The organism is Salipaludibacillus sp. HK11, assembly GCF_047795645.1.
Taxonomy (GTDB): domain Bacteria; phylum Bacillota; class Bacilli; order Bacillales; family Salisediminibacteriaceae; genus Salipaludibacillus.
In genome coordinates this window covers 1,373,975-1,390,189 of record NZ_CP181045.1, presented here as the reverse complement: position 1 = coordinate 1,390,189, position 16,215 = coordinate 1,373,975, and the positions used below count along the sequence as shown (strand labels likewise).

At 35.4% G+C, this 16,215-nt stretch carries 16 protein-coding genes and 1 pseudogene; 10 read left to right on the top strand and 7 right to left on the bottom strand.

All coding sequences use genetic code 11. From position 1 onward, the window contains the following. Nucleotides 1-441 precede the first annotated feature (441 nt). From ACM26V_RS06875 to ACM26V_RS06865, 3 genes and pseudogenes are all read left to right on the top strand, one after another. Nucleotides 442-1,464, top strand: coding sequence for a serine hydrolase domain-containing protein (locus ACM26V_RS06875; RefSeq protein ID WP_416150685.1), 1,023 nt, complete (start codon nt 442-444; stop codon nt 1,462-1,464). 120 nt (nt 1,465-1,584) lie between these two features. Continuing rightward, a pseudogene (locus ACM26V_RS06870) lies at nt 1,585-1,647 on the top strand (2-pyrone-4,6-dicarboxylate hydrolase); the annotation flags it as partial. A gap of 359 nt (nt 1,648-2,006) precedes the next feature. After that, nucleotides 2,007-2,483: a GNAT family N-acetyltransferase gene (locus ACM26V_RS06865; RefSeq protein WP_416150684.1), complete on the top strand. Its 477-nt coding sequence runs from the start codon at nt 2,007-2,009 to the stop codon at nt 2,481-2,483. 833 nt (nt 2,484-3,316) lie between these two features. Here the strand turns inward: ACM26V_RS06865 and ACM26V_RS06860 are convergent. Next, nucleotides 3,317-3,700 carry a hypothetical protein gene (locus ACM26V_RS06860; protein ID WP_416150683.1) on the bottom strand — a complete coding sequence of 128 codons (384 nt, stop codon included), beginning with the start codon at nt 3,698-3,700 and terminating at the stop codon, nt 3,317-3,319. Nucleotides 3,701-3,961: 261 nt separating this feature from the next. Here ACM26V_RS06860 and ACM26V_RS06855 point away from each other — a divergent pair, with 261 nt between their 5' ends. Then, nucleotides 3,962-4,186 carry a DUF3658 domain-containing protein gene (locus ACM26V_RS06855; RefSeq protein WP_416150682.1) on the top strand — a complete coding sequence of 75 codons (225 nt, stop codon included), beginning with the start codon at nt 3,962-3,964 and terminating at the stop codon, nt 4,184-4,186. A gap of 191 nt (nt 4,187-4,377) precedes the next feature. After that, nucleotides 4,378-4,662, top strand: coding sequence for a hypothetical protein (locus ACM26V_RS06850; RefSeq protein ID WP_416150681.1), 285 nt, complete (start codon nt 4,378-4,380; stop codon nt 4,660-4,662). 303 nt (nt 4,663-4,965) lie between these two features. Here ACM26V_RS06850 and istB read toward each other — a convergent pair whose 3' ends face one another. Together istB and istA are read right to left on the bottom strand one after the other, a co-directional pair. Then, nucleotides 4,966-5,724, bottom strand: a complete 759-nt coding sequence (gene istB / locus ACM26V_RS06845) for an IS21-like element helper ATPase IstB (RefSeq protein WP_416147913.1) — start codon at nt 5,722-5,724, stop codon at nt 4,966-4,968. Then, entirely contained in the window at nt 5,721-7,247 is a 1,527-nt protein-coding gene (gene istA, locus ACM26V_RS06840; RefSeq protein ID WP_416150680.1) for an IS21 family transposase, read from the bottom strand. The genes istB and istA overlap by 4 nt, the downstream gene beginning before the upstream one ends. A 717-nt stretch (nt 7,248-7,964) precedes the next feature. On the opposite strand from istA, the gene ACM26V_RS06835 reads away from it, so the two are divergent. Next, entirely contained in the window at nt 7,965-8,378 is a 414-nt protein-coding gene (locus ACM26V_RS06835; RefSeq protein ID WP_416150679.1) for a DUF3221 domain-containing protein, read from the top strand. 179 nt (nt 8,379-8,557) lie between these two features. Here the strand turns inward: ACM26V_RS06835 and ACM26V_RS06830 are convergent, their stop codons facing one another. Beyond that, entirely contained in the window at nt 8,558-8,974 is a 417-nt protein-coding gene (locus ACM26V_RS06830) for a VOC family protein (protein WP_416150678.1), read from the bottom strand. A 239-nt stretch (nt 8,975-9,213) separates the two neighbouring features. Here ACM26V_RS06830 and ACM26V_RS06825 point away from each other — a divergent pair, with 239 nt between their 5' ends. The 3 genes from ACM26V_RS06825 (at nt 9,214) to ACM26V_RS06815 (ending at nt 10,595) form a co-directional block, all read left to right on the top strand. Further along, the gene (locus tag ACM26V_RS06825) at nt 9,214-9,342 is read left to right on the top strand and encodes a hypothetical protein (protein WP_416150677.1); all 129 of its coding nucleotides are present in this window, start codon (nt 9,214-9,216) and stop codon (nt 9,340-9,342) included. Between the two features lie 180 nt (nt 9,343-9,522). Further along, nucleotides 9,523-10,116 (top strand): TetR/AcrR family transcriptional regulator, encoded by a 594-nt coding sequence (locus ACM26V_RS06820; RefSeq protein WP_416150676.1) that lies wholly within the window; start codon nt 9,523-9,525, stop codon nt 10,114-10,116. Between the two features lie 101 nt (nt 10,117-10,217). Then, the gene (locus ACM26V_RS06815) at nt 10,218-10,595 is read left to right on the top strand and encodes a hypothetical protein (protein ID WP_416150675.1); all 378 of its coding nucleotides are present in this window, start codon (nt 10,218-10,220) and stop codon (nt 10,593-10,595) included. A gap of 449 nt (nt 10,596-11,044) precedes the next feature. Here the strand turns inward: ACM26V_RS06815 and ACM26V_RS06810 are convergent, their stop codons facing one another. From ACM26V_RS06810 to ACM26V_RS06800, 3 genes are all read right to left on the bottom strand, one after another. Continuing rightward, a complete protein-coding gene (locus ACM26V_RS06810) occupies nt 11,045-12,481 on the bottom strand; it encodes a DUF4153 domain-containing protein (RefSeq protein ID WP_416150674.1) in 1,437 nt (478 codons plus the stop codon). 156 nt (nt 12,482-12,637) lie between these two features. Continuing rightward, a complete protein-coding gene (locus ACM26V_RS06805) occupies nt 12,638-13,279 on the bottom strand; it encodes a hypothetical protein (protein ID WP_416150673.1) in 642 nt (213 codons plus the stop codon). Next, the gene (locus ACM26V_RS06800; protein WP_416150672.1) at nt 13,266-13,607 is read right to left on the bottom strand and encodes a PadR family transcriptional regulator; all 342 of its coding nucleotides are present in this window, start codon (nt 13,605-13,607) and stop codon (nt 13,266-13,268) included. The genes ACM26V_RS06805 and ACM26V_RS06800 overlap by 14 nt, the downstream gene beginning before the upstream one ends. A gap of 450 nt (nt 13,608-14,057) precedes the next feature. Here ACM26V_RS06800 and selB point away from each other — a divergent pair, with 450 nt between their 5' ends. Next, nucleotides 14,058-15,959: a selenocysteine-specific translation elongation factor gene (selB, locus tag ACM26V_RS06795; protein ID WP_416150671.1), complete on the top strand. Its 1,902-nt coding sequence runs from the start codon at nt 14,058-14,060 to the stop codon at nt 15,957-15,959. Nucleotides 15,960-16,215 lie beyond the last annotated feature (256 nt).

Below are 16,215 nucleotides of genomic sequence, written 5' to 3'. Positions count from 1 at the left end.
TTTATTCTTGTGAGGGTAGGGGCAAGACTTATGAATCTCCTGTAATGGGAGTGGAGAAATAGCCCCGAGTCTAATGGAATGAAACGATTATTTTCCAAGCGTTCATCGCACCGATCGGGTAGGAATGCGAGGATTTTCGCAGTGCGAGCTCTAAATAAGCTGACGTTAGTAGTCTTGTTTAAGGGTAACGAGGAACTTATAGTCTAGTACATAACGTTAGATGGAGCGCGGAATGACGGGAAACTGTCACGTTCCGTGTGGCACAGGGGAAAAGCTGGAGATTACATCAAATGCTTACCTATTGTGACCGATAGTAAAACTACGAGTTGCAATGTTGCAGCTCTTTTTTTATACCAATAATTTGGAAAATCATGTTAAACTAAAGGGGAGTTTAGTGAAATAACAAGAGAACTTGTATCTGAAGAAAGGGTGAATTAAGGAATGAATAAAACTTTAAAGAAAGACTCTTTTAAAGATCTCACTACATATACTGAAAAAGTACGAAGAGATATGAAAGCATCAGGTTCTGCGGTGGTTATTATGAAAAATAATAAATTAGTATACGAATGGTATTCGGGGGAGTGTCATTTTGAGCAAGGGGCAAAAAAGATTAATTATGATTCAAGATTCAATGTTTATTCAGTTAGAGTTACTTATGTTGGACTCGCAATTGCAATAGCTGTCAATGAAGGTTTATTAAACTTGGATGATAGATTAAGTTACTATTTAAATGAATTCAATAAAGAAACTCTTGGAGAAACAACGATTAGACATTTATTAACAAGGTGTACTGGTCTGAAATTTGAAAATAGTAAAGTTTATCGTTCCTTTGATTTAGGAACTGATATTGAGGGAAAGAAACCAGAAATATTGGCAAAAATCTTATACAAAGCTACTGGCAAAACGGTAAACGAAATCCTCTTAAAGAAAGTGTTTACGCCTTTGCATTGGACAAACACTGGGTGGGTTACTGAAGGAAACAACAATTTAGTTTGTGATATAGATTCCTCTAAGGGTTATCCTACATTGAGAATAGGTTCAAATTTAGGTGATGAAAGAAATCTATATGTAAGTGCCAGAGAATTAGCATATTGGGGGAATTTACATTTAAACAAAGGGGAATTTGAAGGTAGAACAATACTTTCACAAGAGATATTTGAACTAACTACTTCTGTTCGAAGCCCTAATTCCTTACCACATCAACTTCCAAAGTTCGGGTTTTTATGGTGGGTTAAGGATGGAGATGTGTCTGTTAGTTACAATGAATTAGGTTCAGAATTACCAGATGGTTCTTATCAAATACTTGGAGCATCTGGATGTTCCTGCACTGTTATTCCTGAATATAATGCAGTGGCTGTCAGAATGTCAAATAGTTTAAATGCACACGAGAACTTAGGTTTTGATTATATTAAAGATATTCAAATGTTTGGGAACCTAATAATTTCAAGTTTGAAAAATTCATAGTGTAGGATTTTTACGTTAAATAAGAACCCATTAATTGGCACATTCCATATTGCCCTAACGGGTGGCGTTAGCACAATAAGAATAATTTCTAAATTTATATAATAAAATGGGGGATTTATAGTGAGAATCTTTGATGCGCATTTCCATATAATTGATTTTGACTTTCCAATTATAGAAAACCAATGATATACACCTCCGAGCTACGTGGTATCAGATTATCAAAATGAAACGACTAATTTAACGTATAACTACTGTTTTAGTAAGAGAGGTAAAACTTGGAGAAACATTTCAAGAGGACAAATGATTAAATCCATTTCTAGCTCGGCTATTGAAGCTAAAAAACATATCAACCAGGTAAGATTTAATAAAAATTCTATAACGAAATAATCACACAAAGAATTTCGTCCTAGTACGATAGGGTTTTTCTTTTTATTTGTGAACTATTGTACTTAAACAAACGGGTGCAATTCTTAAATAAGGGTTTTTTGGATTTTTATAGAATGGTGCTACAAATCTCAAAAATTAAATAAGAGGGTGAAGTAGTGAATATTAGGTTAGAAAAGGCAATTAATAATGATGCACAATCTATTTTAGATATTCAAGTCAAGGCATTTTTTCCATTGTTGGAGAAGTATAAAGATTATGAAACCAATCCAGCAAAAGAAACTATCGAAAGAGTAATAACAAGAATAAATAAGCCTAATGGTGGTTTTTATAAGATATTAGCTGACGACAAACTTGTAGGTGCCATCTGCGTTTTCTGGAAAGAAGATGTACAGTTTTGGATAAGTCCAATGTTTATTCTACCTACTTATCAAGGTGAAGGGATAGCACAAAAAACTATTAATATAATTGAAGAAATGTTTCCTCAAGCAACAACTTGGGAATTAGCAACAATTTTAGAGGAAGAACGGAATTGTTATCTATACGAAAAAATGGGTTATAACAAAACAGGAGTAAGTAAGAGATTGAACGATAACACTACCCTTACTTTTTATAAAAAGTTTGTTGAAAAATAAATACCCTATTGAAGTAACGGGGGGCGGTAGTAAAATTACGAGTTGCAAAGTTGCAGCTCTTTTTTTTGCAGCTATAAACTGGAAAATGATGTTAAACTAAAGGGAGTTTAGTTTAAGTGAAAAATATTTTAAATCCTTCGATAAACGTTGAATTGTTAAATCTTATGTATGGTTAGACCTCAAAAAGCCCGTTTCTTAAAAAATGAATGTCAGAAAACACAATATACAGTATATTCACCTTTATTCAAAACTGTATATTGTATGTGGAGGTAACCGAAAACCTTTTTAGGTGTGAATCATATATTGAAATGATTAAATGGATATCCAAAGATGAAGAGAGCAATTATTTAAGTTTGCTAAGCGATTCAGGGGTGGTGTGAGCCTGATGAAACTTACTTAATGAAACGCGCTTTTGAGGAAAATACTAGAACCCTTAGTAGAGTATGTCGGGGAACATGGTCCCTCGTTAACAACATTAAGAGAACCTTATTAGGAATTAGAGTGGTACCGTGGGTAAAAACAATCTCGTCTCTTTATAGAGATTGTTTTTATTATTATAATTATCCCTTTTGCTCAAAATGAGAATTTTAAGTTGTTCTGCTAAAAAAAAATGGAAGATTCCGCGAGACTCCGTAAGCACGGCAGGAAGCCACTGAAAAAGTGCGATATTTACAGATCGCAACTATATTTATAAGGTAACCCGTTTAAATGGATTGATGAACCCTGCGCAAATTTGCTTTCCGTGGAAATGTTTCATTCAATTTTTGCGAGTATTTATCGCTATTTAACACTATATTTAATCAATCTGACTAATGACATAATCATTTTAATCTTTAAATTGTTTTCATGACATACCTGTTACTAAAAGTTATATTAGTGTGTTGTGATTCAACTTCCAATTCGTCTGCAAAAAAGCCTTCCACTACCCATTTTATCCAGAACTCCATGTAAGAATCTACGATTTCACCGTTAGGAAGCGAAGCTTTTAGTTGTACAGAGCCTTCTTCACATTCAAAAGCATATTCTAATTCCAAACTATTATAATCGTACAATACGATAATATGACTTTTTGTCTTTTTGAAGTTTATATTAGATACATCAACAGGAGTACATTCTATATATGTTTTGGCAGTCGTAAGAAATGCATTTTCAAATCTTTCAAAAAGATTGTCATTATGGGTCAATATTTCTAAACGGACAGTATTGTTTCTGTTCAAAATTATCATCTCCTTTTAATTTCCTACCATTTAACCATAACATTAATATCAAAAATATGTTTAATTTGGTTATTTTGATAAAAATATTTATGGCACTGAACAATTTTTAGGGGAAGTAGAGTATTGGAATAAAGGAATTGGAACTTACTTGTTACATCTGTGGTTAAATTCTTAATGGAGCATAAAAAAGCAGACCGAGTAGTTATGGACCCATCCAATAGTTGATGAACTAGAAACTATAGACGATCCACTTATATTGGAGTGTGCAATAATAATGAAGGCAGTAATTTAGAGTTTATAAATGCAACCAAAGTTATAGGTGAAGTATTGGTATGTCAACACTTATTGTCTGATAGTTGGCTTAAATATAGAGTACGTTCACTTATTCATTCTAATCAATTGACTTATGAAGGTAATCTTCAATCAACGCGTATGAATAAAATAAAAACTCGGAGATTAAGTAATAATGAAAATCTCTTATTCTAACGGGAACGGTACAATAAGCTATCGCTGATCTTGTTTCAGTAAAGGTGTTTTGTTCAATAAGAAACCACAAAAGGAAAAGCATTTACTATAAAATAAGATTAGACGTATTAACATCTAATAAAAAAATGATGCAAAAAATTGAGATGAAGCACATTAGTATTATTACAGACAAAGTTTATGGAGGTCTAGTTATGTGGGTAGTATTAGGCGTTATTGCAATAGTAGCAACTTTTATAAATCTTTATATGTACAAAGCAGGAAAGGATTATAAGCTTGCTATGGCGATGGGATTATCATTTACAGCATTAACACTTTGTGCAGAATACAGTCTTGTATCGGTGTGGGTAGAAGTGGAAGATTGGGCAGCTTTAATGGATGTAGTACCTGGTATGGAAAGGGCATTATGGTTTTTGACAATTGTTTCTATCTTACTAAATATAGCACCTATACTTTTAGAACTAAAAGGTAAGAAATAATTACTTATTGTCACATTATTTATATAATATGCAGTTAGATGATAACGGGAAGATTTGCGGAAGAACGAATTTTAATTAAAATATGGAGTGGTTATTATCAAAAGAAGATATGTTGTTATTATAACGTCAAGAAAGTTAGTAAGTGATTTTTCACTTGTTTTTGTCAACATAATATTGAGCCACAGCGATCACTTTAAAAGTGAGCCACTTATCATCTTTGACCACCCATTAATGGGTAGGATTGGAAGTTGGGAGAGGGTTGCCCCGGGGAGGGGCAACCCTCTCCCAACTTCCGCATGTTCTTTAGCCTCCTTCATTCTGTTTCATACTTTGTCTAAAACGATATGATTCGCCATTTAGTAAATGGATATGTGATCGATGAGTGAGTCGATCTAAAAGAGCTGCGGTCATCTTGTCATCGCCAAATAAACTCGTCCATTCACTGAACTCTAAGTTGGTTGTAATGATGACACTCGCACGTTCATATCGACTGGAGAAAAATTGAAATAATAGCTCTGATCCTACCTTTGAAAAGGGCACATATCCGAGTTCATCTATAATGATCACATCTAATTTGAGCCACTTCTTTTCGAGAGCATTTAGTTTATGTTCTTCCTTTGCCATCAATAGTTCTTCTACCAATTCTGATGCTGTTATAAACTTGACTTTGTATCCATTTTGAATCATTTCAATACCTATTCCTGTTGCTAAATGAGATTTCCCTGTCCCACTGTTACCAAGGAAAATGATATTCTCTTTTTTTTCTACGAAATCACCTTGGCCTAACGTTAAAAATCGGTTTCGGTTTAAGCTGGGCATTAAACTAAAGTCATAGGTATCTAACGTTTTATGAACGGGAAAAGTAGCTTGTTTAAGTCGTCGTTGTTTTAAATTTTCTTCTCGTGTTTTCACTTCCAAATCTAATAAAGCTAACAAGTACTCTTCATAACTAAGGTTCCGCTCTTCAGCCTCTCTTGCGAGAGATTCGTAGTTTTGAGCGATCGTAGGCGTTCTTAATTGTTTCGTCATATGCTCCAGGAGTAACGTTGTTGTGGCCATCATTTCTTCCCTCCTGTCAGTAAACCGTATTGTTCTACGTTCGACTTTTGAACTTTATAGTCTAGTAAACTCGTAGGCGTTTTTTCTCTTGAAAGGTCATGAATGATCACGCCCTCATTTGTAAGTTGTTGAATCATATCGTGAACCACCTCATAGCGAAATACGTGAGTCTTCTCAGCTTCGATTAAAGCTTGAGTTAACTTGGGCAAGCCAATCTCACGATGTAAGAGGAGAAGACGGATGAACTTTTGATCTCCAATCGCTCCTTCTTGTTCTCTCATCTTACGATGATACCGTTTGAATACGTCTGGGATCTCAGAAGAGTGAAAGGCGTGTGCATCTCTTATTGCCCGCGGCTTATTAAGTAGAGCGTCAAGATAATGATTAAGATTCGTAAACATTTGATTTCGTTCATAAGATCGAGAATGTTCTGCGATCACTTGATTTTGAGCCACTATGATCACCTGATCGACAAAAATTTTTGCCCAAACAGCTTTTCCGACAAATTGACATGGAACAGAGTATTGATTGGTCTCAATTGTAACTAAAGACGTTTTATTCACCTGACATGATACCAACTTACACGCTTCAAAAACCTGATCAGGAAGGGCCTGTAGATAACCTTTTTCTTTCTCCCACATTTGAGCCACAGTCTCTTTGGAATTTGGAACCATGGTCCTTTCTGATTCCTTTAAACACCATTCTTTCAAGGAATCATTTAACTCTTCCATTGATTGAACTGCCGGAAGTGGAACGAAGGCATTTCTTCGAATATAACCAACCGTCCCTTCGATTCGTCCTTTTTCATTTCCAGAACGAACATTACAAAACTCTGATTTAAATAAATAATGGGCTTGTAGAGCGAGAAATGTCTCTTGCTCTATGCGATCTCTTCCTTTTAAAGTTTTTTGTACTGCCGTTTTCAGATTGTCATAGAGTCCTTCTGTTGGTATTCCTCCAAAGAATTCAAAGGCATGAACAAAACCATCGAGAAAGGCTTCTTGTTTCTCGTGAAGATAGGCCCTAACAAATCGCATGCGACTAGCGGATAACTGAATACAGAAGAGATAAACCCGTAGGGTTCGGCCTTGAAGAATAATATCAGCTTCACCCCAGTCAAATTGAAATTGATGTCCCAGTTGAAATTCCAAAGGAATAAATACTTTTTGAAGTTTCTTTCTACGCTTAGCAACCACTTTTCGAATATTAGATGCCGAGCCTTTAAATGCATACTCATCAACGAGTCTCTTATAGATTCTAGCTGCCGTATGTTTTTGTTTCGCCCAATGCTTCAAATCATCTTCTAGCCACTGATCGATGACTGGCAATACTCGTTTCGTTTCACCTGAATATTGTTTGGATCCATAGATTCTTTGTCTATTAATCGCCGTGGGGAGTTCTGATTGATTAAGATATTTACTTACAGTATTCCTTGAAATACCAAGCTTTTTTGCGATCCTTCTTTCTGATAAACCTTCAACCTCTTTTAAAAATTTGATATTATAATGTTGAGCCATATCAATCATCCTTTTCTTCCTCTTAGTATGTAGTAGTTTAGTCACTATCTATCATAAGAGAGGTTATTGAAATTGGGAATTGTGTGGCTCATTTTTCATGTGATCGAAACAGCTAAAAGTGGCTCAAAACTATCTTATCAAATACATCACTAACGGAGAAGCGATGGTTGAGTTAGTAAACCTAAGTTTTTGGAGGAGAATATGCAAAGTTTAAAAGAGCACATTTATTTGTAGCGGTATTTTCCACTTATATTTAGCTAGAGTAGTTATTTTGAATGAGGGACCAATTGAAGCGAGAATTTCCTTTGACTATCTTTTCGCTTTAATTGGTATATTAATGATATATAAACCTTATACTCGTTTTTATAAATAGAAGAACCTAAGATAGTTGATATGCTATTCGACTGTAATTTTTTACTATTAGTAATTTATGGATTAACATTTTCATTTGTGTATACATCCATCGTTATACTAGTACTCGGATTGTCTAAATTAACGGTAGAGTTAGTGTACAAGCAAGCTGCCTTTTAATACCTAGTTCCTATATATTAGCTTCAGGAATCAGGCGATAATGTTGAAAAAGAAAGATATAAAAACTATCTAACATAAAGCCATAGTAGTTTTTTAGAATGGTCCATATATGGAGGACCATTTTGTTTTAAATTATTTTGTAACTTTTAGTCATTTAATCCGTCTAAGATAATAAAAAGAATGGCGGGATTTATTATGAAGAAGATGTGGATTTTATTTACTTTTGCTATAGTTCTACTTGCTCTAGTTGGATGTGGCACTAATGAAGAAGAGGAAATTAATGGAGAAGAAGATCTCTCATCGTCTGATGATAGCCAGTTTGTCGAATATGGTGTTGCAGGTGATATTGTTGAGATAACCCCAAGTGACAATGAAGATACTGTGGGATCTATTCAAGTGAAAGGTCCTGATGAAAATGGTGCTATCCACACTGAAGCTGTCGTTACCATCACGCCTGACACTAAAATTTATCTTAATGATCTTACTGATTTTGCTAGTCTAGAAGTTGGTATGTACGTGAATGTCTTTTTTGAAGGGGATGTAAGAGAGTCATTCCCAGTCCAAGCAACCGCAAAGCAAGTAAACATTATTCCTGATGATGCCAAGTAACAAATAAGTTTATGTGGCGTGAATATACATTAATATATACTGGAAGTGGAAAATCTTGTTGAGCTAACGAAATATGGAATTAGAAAGTCTCCACTCTTTAATGAATAGTAGACGTACTGTGCAATAAATAATAAAAGAGTCACTCTTCATTTCGAGCAACTCTTTATCTCTAATTTAGTTTAACTCTCAGTATAAACTTGAAAGGTAATGCCGAATTTATCGGTTACATCACCAAAGGCAGGGCTGAAAGAAGTTTCTTCAAAGGGCATATTAACTTGACCGCCTTGCTGCAACGCTTCAAAAATTTGTTTTGATTTTTCTGCATCGTTCGTTGTAATACAAAGTGTAATCTGCTTGCCCTTTTGAATAGGCGAACCACTTGGATTATCGGAAAACATAAGATCTGTGTCTCCAATTTGTAACTTTGCATGTGCAACAAGGTTCTTCAGCTCAGACGTAAAAGTATTAGGCATTTCCGGCATTTCTCCGTATGAAATAATTTCGAGAACTTTAGCACCGATCGCTTGTTCATAAAACTGAATAGCTTCCTTTGCATTTCCGTCCATCAATAAATAGGGTGTAAGTCTCATAGCCATTATTATTCCTCCTTAAGTTTTGGTTAAGCACTAATTCACTATATCAAATTAAATGTTTTTTGATTTCTTTTCGATTGCTATTTTTGAGAAATTGTTTAAAAACATTGTTGGTCAATTATGCACATTACTATGCAAAAAAAGATGATAACCTATAACTAAATGTGAAAAAACATAAGCCTAATCCCTCTGTAAAAATAGAAGGAATAGGCTTTTTAAATTTAATCTCTAAGGTTTTTCAATTGGTTAATACTTTGACAGCAAGTCGTAATTTCAACGGTAACTGGTGGCAACAAAACATGGCAAAGATGGTACATCCACATGGCTATCATCACCGTCAAATCTTACATAAGTATACAATTGGTGTATAGCCAATAAATCTTATACATGTTGTGGCAAAATCATGTTCTTGAAAAATATATTTATCGCGTCCACTTCTATGTTCAGTTGACAGAATAGTCTAACGTATGTAATATATGAGTATACTCATATATGAGTAAACTCACTTAAAGGAGGGTTTTGAGATTTCAGGTCTTAGAGAAAAAAAGAAAATGTTAACTAGAAAAAAAATTCTCGAAGTGTCCAAGGTATTATTTGAAAAGAAGGGTTTTAAGAGCGTTAGAACATCGGAAATTGCCGAACTTGCTGAAATAGGTGAAGGTACTTTATTCAATTATTTCAAGTCGAAAAGTGAACTGTTTATTGCTGCTTTATTTGACGATTTGTCATTTGTAGAATATGAAATTGATGCAGACGGACTAGAATCAGAAGAACAAATCGTCAATGAAATTGTTAGAATAATTGAGTATTATGTGAAAAATGCAAAACAAATGGATAAAAAACTTTTAAAAGAATATTTTTCTATTATGTATGATGCGATAGACACTGAATCCCAAACAATTAGACAAAGCCAAATTGAAGCAGATCAAATTATCTCTAACAAACTGGAAGATTTATTTTTTTCTCTAGTTAAAACGAAAAAGGTAGGTACTCACTTTGATATTCAAACAGCTGTGAAGTGTATATACGGCTGCTCAATTACAATTTTTAATGAATTCGTATATAGTAACTTACTATCATACGAATCGATGATGGAGGAGATCAGGAAACAAGTTGAATTTATTTTAGATGGGAAAATAAAATGAGAAATAACGGTCGATCTAAAATATCATTGCATAGAATATAATTTTTTGGTCAAGGAGGAGTAAATTTGAAGGATTATTAGTCAGTGAAGGGAGGAAATTTAATGTCACTAATTAACCTTATATATAGTTTCTTAATTTTCTTAAATGTATTCTTGCTAGCTATTTTGGTTCCAGGGGGTCCAATAGAGAATAGAGACTTTTCAAAAATGAGAGGAGTTTCGTTTTGGGGATTTAATGTTTTTCTAATTTCTTTAGGAGTATCATCATTTATTGCTAGTTACTTGTTATTAGTGGGCAGTGCAATCGGAGTTTATCTTGGTGTTATATTGGGTGTTCTTTACTTAGTTGTATATGTTATTGATTTAGCTGGATTTTATCCAAAGTCGCCTACAAAAATGTCAAATCAACTGATGTTTTTCGAAATACTAAATGCATGCTTAGCTATTTACACAGTTATAGTGTTTGTATCTATTCTTTAGTTGCAGGAAGATTTAAAAGCCTTATGGAAAAGTTATTGTCATCAATAGGTAAAGAGTACATTAAGAATTCCAGTTGTAGGTACAGCTAATATTGTTTGGGAATATCATATTTATTAATAGCAATTTAGAAGAGATTTTTTCCCTCCTTATATCTTTCACAATCTAAGGGTAATGTTAGGGCATTTACATGGAAGACTATTTAATTTTATTGACAAAATACAGAATATTATAATAATAGCTGAGATATTTGGAGGTATTATCATGAGGAATAAAAGAAAAGGAGTCCATTTTTGTTATGATTGGTAAACATGTTGGCATTGTGTCGTAAATTTAGTGGCGTACACTGGTAAAAAACATGGCAAGGGTGGTAAAACCATGTGGATGTATTAAAAAGAAGCCTCCCTACTGATATATCTAAAGGAAAGCTTCTTTTTAATCGATAGTAAAGATCAAAAATCCAATTCATTTAAGCTTCGTTTTGCATTTTCACGAGACAGGTTATAAGACTGCCAAGCTGCCTTTTCGTTATTTATTTCCTCTTTTTTATTAATTAACATATCCTCAAGGCCATCTATATCAGGGTGTTTCTTATAAAGCTCAACCACTTCTGGAATTGCCGAATACGATAGTTGATCAAGATATTGGACATCGATTTTTTCTGTTGCTTCAAACCGTTCAATATTATTTTTCACAATGATGGAGTCGATTCCGATGATATTGAAACCTAGATAAAATAATAAGCTGAAAATAATATAAAAACGTGCGACAGGTAGACGGGTGATCCATACTTTCACTAATGTGAAGGCATAAATGACCATTAAATAAATCATAAAAGTATGTGCAAATATCCTTAAATATGTGAAACCGAATGCCTGTTCATACATCATCAATCTCATAAATGATGAAACAAGCATAACGCTGCTAAAAAGAATTAACAATGTTAGTTGGATCTTTATCATCTTAGAAGAACCTTTATCTGTTTTTCGAACAGTTAATAATATCATCAAATAATTAATTACGGTGACACTGAGCAATTCCGCAAAGCCGCGCCTTGCATATTCCGCATACGAAACATCGTTCACTAATGTCCCGCTGAAAAAATACTGGAACTGGACGATAGTAAATAAGAGATATAACAGATTTAATGATACTAAAACAGTAGTTAAGATCACTGCATCCCAGTTTTTATCGTCATTGATATCTTTTACGACGGGTTTAACGACTGTTTTTTTAGAGATTATCTTAAAAAAACAGAAGAAAAAGAGCATAAGGATGCCAATTTTAATCATTGTCCAAAAAATACCATAGTCGATATTTATCAGTAATTTAGGAAGGTTTAACATTAACTCTTGAAACTGTGCATCTGCCGATAACAAGAGATTTAATACCAAAAAGACTAATGGAGAGGCAATAAGAATGCCTACACCTATTTTCTTACCCGTATGATAAGTGGTTTCATTGACATTAGACTTGAACTTCCTGTTACTAGATTGCGTTAAACGAGTACCGTATTTAAAAAGCTGGTTCATTTTTTTTCGAAGTAAGGATATAAAAGCTATGTTACTCCATGAAATGCCCTCTGAACTAGTCACCAAAACGATGTGCACGAATATTAAAGGGGGAATGATGATAAAATTGAGAACATAAAAGATCTGATTGGAATAAATGAAATAACTGAAACTCAACACACAAATAACAAAAAATAGTAGACCACTAATTTGTTTATGGGTAAACGTGAATTTCCTAAATTGATAAAAAAAGAAGCTGTAAAATACAATAATAAATAGACTGTATGAAATTCCTATTTGCTCCTCCAACAAGGTGATATTTGCAAGCACCGCTAATATTAAACATATAAACGTGTAGATAATATGACGTGTAGACATGTATGAAACTCCTCTCATTAATTACATAGAATTTCTTTGTAGATAGATAAAAAAATACAAAGTTGTAGTCGCTTAAAGAACTATCTCATAGCTAATACCACGCTCCTTTGGTAAGTGATCCATCTACAGAGATTAACTATGTAGATAAGTAAAAAATTATACAGACTTCTTAACTCCCCAACGAAAGCCCGTATAGCTAATTGGATATAATAGCAGGGTGGCTAGAATACATGTGATAATAAAATTTCGCGTCAACAACGGATCAAACCAACTATGAGGAATGAAGTTAAAAATGACTAAGCCCATTAAGATCAAATTAGGTAGTAGTGAAAAGTAAAATGTTTTTATTAATAGTTTCGTCCCACTTAATCCAAATTCTTTGCCGATTTCATAACCTAACAATCCCCAGAAAACCATGTATAGCACCATAATAAGTGAGGTTACACTCGTTAGAAAATACCAGACATTATTGACAGCTGGAAATGATAGCAAGTGGTAAAAAGCCGTGAGCGCAATTCCGACGACGAAAAATAACAGATTAATCATCATAAACGTCCATTGTGTTTTCACTGGAGTGACACGAAGTTCTTGCTGATACATCGCACCCAATTCTTCAGGAGGACCAACGCGATCAATCAAATAGGGCATCGCATCTCTTTCGCAAATGTTCTCACGGTAATAAATATCATCGAGTACTTCTGATAAATGAAGATCAATTTCCTTGAGAATTTCCTGTGAATTAGATGTGCCAATCTCTTGTTTTAACTTGTTTAAATACTCACGTTTAGACTGAATCATAGCCTTTTCTCCCAATAACTTTATCGATGACATTTACAAAGCTTTTCCACTCGTTTGTTTTTTGCAGCAAGATTTCCTTGCCTGTTTCTGTTATTTTATAGTATTTTCGAGAAGGCCCTCTTTCTGGTTCGCGCCAGTAGGATGAAATGTACTCCTGTTTTTCTAATTTGTGCAAAGCTGGGTAAAGTGTTCCTTCTTTGACTTCTAATGCATTTTCGCTTCGCTTTTCCATTTCCTTTACAATTTCATAGCCGTACATGTCTTTTTCTATGAGTAATTGCAGTAAGATGAGCGATGTACTTCCTTTGATAAGCTCTCGATCAAACATATTTCCACCTACCTAGAATAATGAGGTACTTGTTAATTAATATTATACTTATTTTAACAAATATTGCAACCTATAATGCAAAATTGATAGGTGAATCTAATTGTAAGCTTATAATGTAAGGGTTACTTAATAACTAAAAATACCACTAGGGATGACTCTTTCATGGCGAGACTCCTGCGGTATTGGAAGTCCGGTCAAGACCCTGCAGGGCATTTGCCCGAAGCGGCTTGACGACTTCACCGCGGAAAGCGAAGACATGAAAGAGGCATTCCACTATGATAAATACGATATCACTTTTTACAAAGACTGGAGTTATTCAGTAGTACCAAGTATAGTGTCGGCGTAGTTTTTATAGATGCAAGGTGTCTTCGGAAGAAATTCCGTTGGAGCATATGGTAAAATAGACGGAGGATTTGTTACGTTCATAGTATGACCACTGGAGGGGAAAAGATGTCGAAGCGATTTTATACGATTGGCATGGCAGGCCATATTGATCATGGCAAAACGACGTTAACGAAAGCATTAACTAATATAGATACAGACCGATTAAAAGCAGAAAAGGAGCGCTCTATTTCGATTGAATTGGGATATGCACCATTAAAATTAGATGACGACTCACAAGTGTCGGTCATTGATGTTCCTGGTCACGAGAAATTTATTCGGCAAATGATTGCGGGTGTTGCTGGAATTGACCTCGTCTTACTCGTCGTTGCCGCGGATGAAGGGGTAATGCCGCAAACGGTTGAGCACCTCGATATCTTAAATTTGTTAGGAATCCATCAAGGGTTGATTGTTGTTACGAAAATGGATCAAGTCGAAGAAGATATGATTGAATTAATCGAAGCTGATATATCCGACCAAGTCGAGGGGACGTTTTTTGAAGGATCTGAATTAGTATTCGTTGATAGTCTCTCACATAAAGGAATACCAGAGCTACGTGAAGAAATTAAACGCCGTTTGGCTACAATCCCGGTGAAAAACTCGAAGGGGGCATTTCGGCTACCAATAGATCAAGTGTTCTCTGTGCACGGGCAAGGGACTGTTGTTAGAGGGACTATTTATGAAGGCGAAGTGCATGAAGGGGATACGTTAGAGATTCTCCCACAGCGGAAAAAAGTTCGTGCAAGGCAACTGCAAGTTCATCATGAGTCGCAAAAAACAGGCCGGGCCGGACAACGGGTAGCTGTTAATTTGGGCGGGATATCGAAAAATGAACTCAGTCGGGGAGACGTACTCGTTGCAACGCAACATTACAGCACGACGAACACGATTGACATTGCTTTGGATACAATCGATCATCTGAAATACCCGATGAAGCAAAGAGGGTATATCAAATTACATATTGGAACAGCAGAAGTGTACGGGAAAATTGTCTTTTTTGATAGAAATGAATTAACGGAAGATAAAGATGTCCTTTGCCAACTTCGTCTCGATGACCCAGTCGTTACGAAACGAGGAGATCGGTTCATTTTGCGAAGGCCTACACCGATGGAGACGATTGGTGGGGGAGTTGTGATTGATCCCCAAGGGGAGAGGTATAAATTTGGCGAAGCGACGATTGAAAACCTGCAACGTAAGAAAGAAGGTTCGCCAAAAGAACGACTGACTGATCTGTTAAAATTGAAAAAATCGTTATCTAAAAAAGAAGCGTGTGCAGAATTGTCTTTATCAAATGATGAACTCGATGAGTTTGTCGAGCCGCTCCTCGATGATGAAACGTTACTTCAGCTAGGTAGTCGTTACCTTCTAATGATGACATTTGAAGAAATGCTTGAGGTTATTGAAGAAGAATTGCTGACGTACCATAGTGAATATCCATTAAGAGCTGGTATGGAGTTGGCTCAATTAAAGCAAGACATGTCGCCTTCTTATGGCAAAGACGTTGCTACTTCGGTTATTGATAAGGGGATAAAGGAGGGGCAGTTGAAAAAAAGTGGCTCATCCGTTGCTTCGATAACGTTTGAACCAGGCTTTCCGAAACAGTGGGAAAAGCGAATGAAGCAAGTAGAGGATACCTTGGTGAAACAAGGGCTAGAGGTGGAACCAGTTAATACCGTAATTGAACGATCTGGGCTTCCAGAACAATGGTCACAAGAGTTAAAACATTTCCTTGTTCGACAGGAGATAATGATGGAACTAGACGATAAACACTTGTTATCCGTTCGGGCCTTTAAGCAAGCTTTGAACGACTTATACGAACAGACAGATGATCGTTTTACGCTTCAAGATGCAAAGCAAGTGCTTGGATTGACGCGGAAATATTTGGTGCCAATGATGGAAAAGATCGACCAATCTGGTTTTACGAAGCGGGAAGATAATGAACGGATCTGGCTAAAAAAGCCAGAGTTATAAAGGGGTCATAGGAGATTTAGGACACTCGTGTGGTGAAAATCAGTCGAGTGTCCCGAAAGAGTAAGATGCGAGACGCTGGTGGAAGCGGAAAGCTTGGTGAGTGTCCAGAAGGAGTAAGATGCGAGACACTCGAAGTGTGAAAAGCTGCGGAGTGTCCAGAAAGATGGAGATACTACCCACTGGCGAGGAAAAAAGCTGTGCTGTGTCCAGAGTGCTTACGCCCACGTGATTTCACCACTCTTACCATGATATCTTA